Below are 7,263 nucleotides of genomic sequence, written 5' to 3'. Positions count from 1 at the left end.
CGGCTTCGGCGAATTCAAAGGCAAGACCGTGCTGGTGGTCAATGTTGCTTCCAAGTGTGGACTGACCCCGCAGTACGAAGGCCTCGAGGCGCTGTACCGGAAATACCAGGACCGGAACTTCACGATCCTGGGCGTGCCCTCCAACCAGTTCAAGGGCCAGGAGCCGGGGACCGAAGAGGAAATCCAGGAATTCTGCAGTGTCAACTATGGTGTGACCTTCCCGCTGGCCCGCAAGGCGGACGTCAACGGCGCGGACCGCCACCCGCTCTACGCTGAACTGACCAAGTTCCGCACGGGCGAGCTACAGGAGGACATCACCTGGAACTTCGAGAAGTTCCTGGTCAACGCCGAGGGCAAGGTTGTCGGCCGGTTCGCGCCGAAGACGGCGCCCGACGCCCCCGAAGTCATCGACGCCATCGAGGCGGAACTGGGCTAGTTCCCGCAGCAGCTAAAAGCACGACGGCGGGAGGGCTGCAGCCAGGTGCGGTTGGAGCGCACGGATCGCGAACTGCTCGGCGGCGGTGGTTGTACTTATGCGGCCGACCGCGCGGCGGCGACGGCCTCGGCCAGCGGAGTGGCCGGACGGCCCAGCAGCTTCTCGAGCTCCTGCGAGCCGCCATCGAGCTCGCCGGCAGCGATGTTGCCGTCCACCGCGACCAGGAAGCCCACGAGCCCAGCATCCATTCCGGCCCCCGTCAGCGCGTTCTGCAGTTCCTCCGCGCCCAGCGCCTTGGCCTCGACCGGGGTGCCGGTCACCTCGGTAATGGTCCGGGCCAGGACCGCGTAGGTGAACGCGGGGCCAGCCAGCTCGTAGACCACGTTGTCCGCGCGATCCTCCAGCAGCGCGGCCACATCGGCGGCGGCAAAGTCGGCGCGGGTGGCGGCGGCGATGCGTCCCTCGCCCGCCGCATGCAGGATGGCACCGTGCGCCAGGTACTGGCCGAGCTGGGCGGTGTAGTTTTCGGTGTACCAGCCGTGGCGCAGGAAGGTGTACGAGATGCCCGAGGCGGCGATGGCCTCCTCGGTGGCCTTGTGCTCGGGCGCAAGCACCAGCTCGGTTTCGTCCGCGCGCAGCACCGAGGTGTAGGCGATGCGCTGCACGCCGGCGGCCTTGGCGGCGTCGATCACGTTCCGGTGCTGCGGAAGGCGCTGGCCCACCTCGCTGCCGGAAATGAGCAGGAGCTTGTCGACGCCGGCCAGGGCGGCAGACAGGGCCTGCGGCTCGTTGTAGTCGCCGGCGCGGACCTGGACACCGAGTCCGGCGAAATCCGATGCCTTGCCCGGGTCGCGGACGACGGCGACAACAGCGGCCGGCGCGACGCCCGCCTTGAGCAGTTCGGCGATGACGAGGCGGCCCAGCTGGCCGGTGGCGGCGGTGACGGCAAAGGTGGTCATGACGCTCCTTCGGGCAGGTGTACTTGAAGGAACAAGTAATCCAAGGGGATTTATTTCCCCGGCAGGTCGTCGTCGCCCAGTGCCCGGCCTTCCACCATGTCCACCCAGCGCTGCAGGAAGACGGCACCGGCGTCGTCGTGGATCATCTTGGCGTCGCCGCCCAGGTTCGCCGCTGTCAGCACCGGATACGGCTTGGCGAACACGCCGTCCTCCGGCCGGACATCCACGTGCGCCACGTCGAAGCCCTGCTCGTGCAGCCAGTCGGCCATCGCGTAATCGCTGCGTGAGTCCCCCACGGTGCGCCACGCGGCGGGCAGCGCGCCGTCCTCCTTCAGCAGCTCCATGGCCCGCTGCGCGCCCAGGTCCTTGCCCAGCTCGATCGCCTCGATATCGGTGGAGATGATGGTCGGCTCGACGCGGAAGCTGATGTTGTCGTCGCTGTCCGGGGCGTGGTGGTCCAGCCGGGTGACGCCCAGGTTGTGCTCGCGCATGAGCCGCAGCGCGTCGTCGTCGAAATGATGCTGGATGGACAGGTAGTCCCGGTTCGGCACGTCCAGCTGCTGTTCCACGGACACCATGGCGTGCTTGGTCTCGTCGAAGAACATGTAGGCCTGGTACTTCTGCAGCACCAGCTGCCGGACGGCGTCGGCAAAGGCCGGCGGGAGGGCCAGGCTGCGGTCCACTTGGATCTCGCCGGCGCCTTCGGCGGTGATGCTGAACCACACCGCGCCCTTTTCGCAGATGGCATGGATGCGCGCGTTGTCCGGAATGCCGGCAGCCAGCATGGGCTCCATGACCTGCTCGCGGATAAAGGTGTCCGAGCGGCCGGTATTGAAGATGAGCGGGATGCCGGCGGCGGCCAGCGTGCCGAGGTGGCCGAGGATGTCCTGGCGCACGGTCCGGGTGACGGGGCTGGCGATCGGTCCGTCAACGTCGAGCAGCAGGCCAAGCAGGGGAACGTTCATGGCTTCGATTCTGTCAGAGCCCGCGGCTAGGGTCGGTTTATGAACGTCGTAGTGGTCGGATCCATCAATGCCGATCTGCTGGTCACCGCCGCCCGCCACCCGCAGCCGGGGGAGACGGTGATCGGCCGCAGCCTCGCCGTGCTGCCCGGCGGCAAGGGCGCCAACCAGGCGGTCGCAGCCGCGCGGCTGGGCGCAGCCACCGCCCTGATCGGCGCGGTCGGCAGGGACGGGCATGCGGGGGCGGCGCTGCAGCTGGTGCGTGAAGCCGGCGTTTCGCTGTCGGGCATAAGCACGACGGCGGAGCCCACCGGCGTCGCGCTGGTCACCGTCGCGGACGGCGGAGAGAACACGATCGTGGTGGTGCCCGGCGCCAATGCCACCCTGGATGCGGCGGCCGTGGAAGGTCATGCCGATGCGATCGGCGGCGCCGCCGTGGTGCTGCTGCAGGGCGAGATTCCGCGCTCCGGCACTGAGGCCGCCGCTCGGCTGGCCACCGGGCGGGTGGTGTTGAACCTGGCGCCGGTCATCGAGCTGGAGCCGGTGGTTTTCCGCCGCGCGGACCCGCTGGTGGTCAACGAGCACGAAGCCGTGCTGGCACTGAAGCTGCTGGCGCCGGGGGTTCCGCAGCCGGCTTCCGAGGAAACGCTGGCGGCGGGCCTGCTGCGGGCGGGGGTGCCCGCCGTCGTACTCACCCTTGGAGCGCGCGGGGCGCTGTGCGCGGATGCGTCCGGCATCAAGGCCTATCCCGCGCCGCCGGTCGAAGCAGTGGACACCACCGGAGCCGGGGATGCTTTCGTCGGTGCGTTGGGTGCCCGGCTGGCGGCGGGGGACAGCCTGCAGGCGGCTGCCGCCTTTGCCGTCAGGGTCGGAGCCTTCGCGGTGCAGAGTGAGGGCGCCCAGCCTTCCTTTCCCACCCTGGCGGACCGGCTGCCCGGCTGATGGCGCTCAGGCCGGGTGCCCGGCCTGCAGGCTGCGGACCTGGGAAAATTTCAGCGGCGCGGCATCGGCTTCGATGCCCACTTCGACAGGCGCCACCAGGAACCCGTCATGGTCGCCCAGGTCGACGCGGTCAACGACCTCCGCCACCATCCAGCGCGGGCAATCTGTCAGTATCGGTACACCGCGCGGCCCGTCCCGCCAGCTGCAGGAGGCGAACTTGTCCACCTCGTCGCCGGTCCGGCCGCCGAACAGTTCCGCCAGCTCCCGCTGGCCAGCGCCGAGCACATGCAGGCCCAGTGCGGACGCGTCGCGGGCCAGCCGGTAGGTGTGGTTCTGCTTGGAGATGCAGACCAGGAAGCGCGCCGGATCGATGCTGCACTGGGTGGCGAACCCCACCAGGCAGCCGGACCGTGATGCGGGCTGTGCTTCCGGCCCCGAGGCAGCCGTCACCACGTACATCGGATGGTCGAAGCCCGCGATGAAGCCGCCGATGTCCGGCTCCGGACCCATTACTGCTCCTTGCCCAGCCGATTGCTTCCCTTTTGCAGCCTGTCGATGTGCTCGGAGGCCTCCGCCTTGGTCAAATCCGCCGGCAACTCCTCCCCGGCCTCGCGTGCCAGGGTGTCCAGGTAACTGCGCTGGGCGGCGGTCATCGGCTCGTCTCCGGTGACCCAGTCCTCCGGATCACGGTTCAGGCCGGCGTCCGGTTCCGGCGTCGGGCTTCCCAAAGTCTCGCGCTCGTTGTCTGCCATGGGGTCCACTGTAGTGAGCAGGCCACCCCTTCGGTAGCATCGGCCGGTATGGAGGGATATCGAACACGCAGGTTCGCTGATCAAGCCGGCGGCGTCGAAATCCAGCTGCCGGCCGGCGATGTCACCGAAGGGGTCGTCCGGGTCGGACAGACGGTCCGCCGGCCGCACCAGCCGCAATCCCATGCTGTGGCCGCCTATCTGGACCATTTGGAGCAGGCGGGCTTCGACGGGAGTCCGCGGTTCCTGGGGCGGGACGCTGTCGGCCGGGACGTCCTCACCTTTATCGAGGGATCGGTTCCCGGCGCCGTGGTTGAGCCTTGGGTCCTATCGGAGCGGCTCCTGGCCTCTGTGGGCCGTCTGGTCCGGCGCCTGCACGAGGCTTCCTCGGATTATGACCCCGCCGCTGAGCCTTTCCCTCCGCGGCCGGTGCGGCAGGATGACTTTGAGCTGGTCACACATCTGGACGTGACACCGCAGAATACGGTGGTTCGGGGCGGGGAAGCCGTAGCGCTCATTGACTTTGACCTTGCCGGTCCAAGCACCCGTCTTATCGATTCGTACAACACGGCGATGCACTGGGTGCCGCTGCGCGACCCCTTCGACGTCGGCGGAGAATGGTTGGGCGCCGATCAGTTGCGGCGACTGCGGATCTTCGCGGATGCCTACGGCTGGTCCGCAGGAGAACGACGGCGGCTGGCCGGGTTCGGTGCGGAGCGCGCTGACCTGAGCTGGCTGAGAATGAAGCACTACGCCGAGGCAGTCGGCGGGGGGTGGGCACGGATGTGGCGGGATGGAGCCGGAGACCAGATCCGCCGCCGCCGTGACTGGCTGCTGGGCAACCAGTCAGGCATTGCGGCCGCCCTACTCGGCTGATACGTGCGCCGGCATCCCGCTGCCGGGGGTAGGCGCCTATTGCGCACCCCCGGCCTTTCTGAGCTAATGGCCTCGTGCAGATCGCCGACGATATCCGCCTGGAAATCCTGATCCGCTGCCCGGCCGACCGCGCCTGGTCCGCCTTCGCTGAGGGCAAGGATGCCTGGTGGCCAGGCATGGAGTTCGCCGTGGTGCCGGGAACGCCGGTGCGCGAACGGTGGGAAATCGAGGGCACCGTCCTGACCGCGGAAGGCGAAGTTGACGTCGTCGTTCCCGGCCGCCGGCTCACCTTCCGCTGGTCGGAACCGGGCTGGGAAGCGCAAACAAGGGTCACCTTCACCTTCCACGCGGACGACGACGGCACCCGGGTGGCGCTGGTCGAGTCGGGTTTTGCCGCGCTGTCCGACGGCGGGCCGCTGGCCGCCGAACACGTTGCCGGTTGGGCCGGGCATCTGCGCAGGCTCAAGCGGCACGCGGAGGCGGGCCTCCCGTAATCCTCCGGCAGGGGCTATTCCTCCAGAAGCTTCAGGCCCAGCCGCTGGCAGACTTGGGAGCTGCCGGGGAAGACCCCGACCTCGTCCTCGTAGAGGCAGGCGCTCAGTTCCGGCACGGTGAACGTGATGGTCATATCCTCCGGGTCGAAACCGCTGTCCGGATCCAGGGCCTCCGGATTGATACCGTGCCGTGTCAGTGTGCCGTTCCGCCACTGGTCCGCGCAGTGCCCGATCGCTTCGGCCGGCGGCCTGTTGCGCGGGTGCGCCAGGCTGAGGGCGTCATCGGCCTCAAGCTCCGGAGCGGGAAAGCAGCGGATGGTGCTCTGGTCGGCGACCGCCTGGCCGGCGATGTACACGCCTCCGGCCGTGGCCCCGGCAGCAATAAGACCGACGGCGGCGATGGCCGTCGTGCGTTTGATGCTTGGCATCGTTCCCCCTCATGAAGCAAAGCCTGGCTTGGGTGCCGGATGGAACCGGCACACGCCTACCAGTCTGCACAGTACCGCGCCCGTAGCCCGGGTGCCGGGTACGTGTCCTGCTAACGTTTCGATCACACGGCCGTCCCGTGCTACGTCTCTGCGGAAACTGTTGGATCAACGCAGACGCTGCCATCGGCGTTTACGGTGCGAGAGCACAGGCTTTCCGGTCAGGAGTGCAACAGCTTTGCCGGACCGGTCAGCGCCAGGGAATGGCTGGAAGCAGGAGACCCGGCCGACCACATTATGGGGCCGAGCAGATGGGGCCGGCCGCGGAACCGGCGGTTGGCCCCTGAGTGCCGCAGTTCAGGCACCGGCCCTGTTCTAGGCGAAGTCACGTCCCAGGCGGCATTCGGTGCGGGCCCGCTGCCGGGTGGCGCGCATCCGCCGCAGCCGCTTGAGGAGCATCGGGTCGTGGGCCAGCACGGCCTCCGTATCGATCAGGGCGTTGAGGATCTGGTAGTAAGGACACCGCGGCTCGCCGATACCGATCGCGGTCGCCACGCCGACGATGTTGCCGGTGCCGACCGTTGCGGCCAGCGCTGTCGTGAGGGCCTGCAACTGCGAGATATCGCCCTTGGCGCCTTAGTCCTTGCGTCTGAGTAAACCGAGCGACAAGGCCGGCCCCAGCTTCCGGATGGATTTCTTGGGACAACTGGGCATGTTCCCGGAACCTGATCCCAGAGCCCTAAGCGGGCCTGAATCGCTATTGCCGACCAGCCGCCGCCAAACCCTTCAATCGCTCGGTGCTTCGGGAAGCCACTAACTTCATGACGGCGGCGTGCCGGCGGTGCAGAACGTCTCATATCCCACTCAGTCCTTCTCCCTTACTGTGAAGGAGTAACCACACCTCAAGGGACTATCGAAAGGCACGGTCATGGCGACGAAGATTTCCAAGAGCTTCGCCACCCTCCTCGCATTGTGCGCATTGCTCATTACCGGCTGCGACGACCCAAACCAGGATGAAACACCGAACGAGGATGTTCAGCAGGAACAGAACGAGAACACCGGAGATAACCAAGAGAACGACGACGATAACGAAGGCGGAGTCAATCAGCAGGACGGCGACAGCGGCGAAGCAGATGACTAGCCAGCAGGGGAGAACAATAATTCGGGAGGAATCAGCGACACGACAGATGCGCTGTTATCGGCGTTTGACTGGGTAAACGGCTCCCTTAAGTTTGAGGATTCCGCCCGCGGGGCTGGGGTGAAACGATGGTGGTGTCAGGAGACGGTCCTGCTGCAGTCGGGGGCCGTCCGGGACCCAAGGATGCCTTCCATGTCCACCGACCCTGTCCGGCTTCGCCGGTACACCACCGCAGCCGCCCTCTTTGTCGCCGGCATCTGCAACACCCTCGCGTTCGCCGTC

The 7,263-nt window shown here is 67.5% G+C and carries 11 protein-coding genes; 5 read left to right on the top strand and 6 right to left on the bottom strand.

The genetic code is table 11. The annotated features are described in order from the left end of the window. On the top strand, positions 1–436 hold a 436-nt coding region (locus tag AC5RW2_RS39320), incomplete at its 5' end, for a glutathione peroxidase (protein WP_494075203.1). Between the two features lie 95 nt (positions 437–531). Here AC5RW2_RS39320 and AC5RW2_RS39315 read toward each other — a convergent pair. Together AC5RW2_RS39315 and AC5RW2_RS39310 are read right to left on the bottom strand one after the other, a co-directional pair. Further along, positions 532–1,395, bottom strand: coding sequence for an NAD(P)H-binding protein (locus tag AC5RW2_RS39315; RefSeq protein WP_494029912.1), 864 nt, complete (start codon positions 1,393–1,395; stop codon positions 532–534). A gap of 50 nt (positions 1,396–1,445) precedes the next feature. Continuing rightward, on the bottom strand, positions 1,446–2,360 hold the full coding sequence (locus tag AC5RW2_RS39310) for a hypothetical protein (RefSeq protein WP_494029911.1): 915 nt from the start codon (positions 2,358–2,360) through the stop codon (positions 1,446–1,448). 39 nt (positions 2,361–2,399) lie between these two features. Between AC5RW2_RS39310 and AC5RW2_RS39305 the strand changes: the two genes are divergently transcribed. Then, complete coding sequence (locus AC5RW2_RS39305) at positions 2,400–3,299, top strand: ribokinase (protein WP_494029910.1); 900 nt, start codon at positions 2,400–2,402, stop codon at positions 3,297–3,299. Positions 3,300–3,305: 6 nt separating this feature from the next. On the opposite strand, the gene AC5RW2_RS39300 is transcribed toward AC5RW2_RS39305, so the two are convergent. Beyond that, positions 3,306–3,809, bottom strand: coding sequence for a flavin reductase family protein (locus AC5RW2_RS39300; RefSeq protein ID WP_494029909.1), 504 nt, complete (start codon positions 3,807–3,809; stop codon positions 3,306–3,308). Beyond that, a complete protein-coding gene (locus AC5RW2_RS39295; protein WP_494029908.1) occupies positions 3,809–4,051 on the bottom strand; it encodes a DUF3072 domain-containing protein in 243 nt (80 codons plus the stop codon). Before AC5RW2_RS39295 ends, AC5RW2_RS39300 begins: the two co-directional genes overlap by 1 nt. A 48-nt stretch (positions 4,052–4,099) precedes the next feature. Between AC5RW2_RS39295 and AC5RW2_RS39290 the strand changes: the two genes are divergently transcribed. Next, a complete protein-coding gene (locus AC5RW2_RS39290; protein WP_494029907.1) occupies positions 4,100–4,924 on the top strand; it encodes a phosphotransferase in 825 nt (274 codons plus the stop codon). A 74-nt stretch (positions 4,925–4,998) separates the two neighbouring features. Beyond that, positions 4,999–5,418 (top strand): SRPBCC family protein, encoded by a 420-nt coding sequence (locus AC5RW2_RS39285; protein ID WP_494029906.1) that lies wholly within the window; start codon positions 4,999–5,001, stop codon positions 5,416–5,418. Positions 5,419–5,432: 14 nt separating this feature from the next. Here the strand turns inward: AC5RW2_RS39285 and AC5RW2_RS39280 are convergent, their stop codons facing one another. Both AC5RW2_RS39280 and AC5RW2_RS39275 read right to left on the bottom strand, forming a co-directional pair. Beyond that, positions 5,433–5,846, bottom strand: coding sequence for a hypothetical protein (locus AC5RW2_RS39280; RefSeq protein ID WP_494075202.1), 414 nt, complete (start codon positions 5,844–5,846; stop codon positions 5,433–5,435). A gap of 372 nt (positions 5,847–6,218) precedes the next feature. Further along, positions 6,219–6,464: a DUF3263 domain-containing protein gene (locus tag AC5RW2_RS39275; protein WP_494037153.1), complete on the bottom strand. Its 246-nt coding sequence runs from the start codon at positions 6,462–6,464 to the stop codon at positions 6,219–6,221. 307 nt (positions 6,465–6,771) lie between these two features. Here AC5RW2_RS39275 and AC5RW2_RS39270 point away from each other — a divergent pair, with 307 nt between their 5' ends. Continuing rightward, complete coding sequence (locus AC5RW2_RS39270) at positions 6,772–6,984, top strand: hypothetical protein (RefSeq protein WP_494037149.1); 213 nt, start codon at positions 6,772–6,774, stop codon at positions 6,982–6,984. Positions 6,985–7,263: the final 279 nt, after the last annotated feature.

This window comes from Arthrobacter sp. B0316-1-20, assembly GCF_059091865.1.
Note: the sequence above shows the minus strand (reverse complement) of the source record. Positions and strands in the feature narration are given on the sequence as shown.

Coding starts and splice junctions, on each gene's coding strand:
- AC5RW2_RS39315 (WP_494029912.1), bottom strand. CDS start 1,395: ATGACCACCTTTGCCGTCACCGCCGCCACCGGCCAGCTGGGCCGCCTC.
- AC5RW2_RS39270 (WP_494037149.1), top strand. CDS start 6,772: ATGGCGACGAAGATTTCCAAGAGCTTCGCCACCCTCCTCGCATTGTGC.
- AC5RW2_RS39300 (WP_494029909.1), bottom strand. CDS start 3,809: ATGGGTCCGGAGCCGGACATCGGCGGCTTCATCGCGGGCTTCGACCAT.
- AC5RW2_RS39280 (WP_494075202.1), bottom strand. CDS start 5,846: ATGCCAAGCATCAAACGCACGACGGCCATCGCCGCCGTCGGTCTTATT.
- AC5RW2_RS39310 (WP_494029911.1), bottom strand. CDS start 2,360: ATGAACGTTCCCCTGCTTGGCCTGCTGCTCGACGTTGACGGACCGATC.
- AC5RW2_RS39295 (WP_494029908.1), bottom strand. CDS start 4,051: ATGGCAGACAACGAGCGCGAGACTTTGGGAAGCCCGACGCCGGAACCG.
- AC5RW2_RS39290 (WP_494029907.1), top strand. CDS start 4,100: ATGGAGGGATATCGAACACGCAGGTTCGCTGATCAAGCCGGCGGCGTC.
- AC5RW2_RS39305 (WP_494029910.1), top strand. CDS start 2,400: ATGAACGTCGTAGTGGTCGGATCCATCAATGCCGATCTGCTGGTCACC.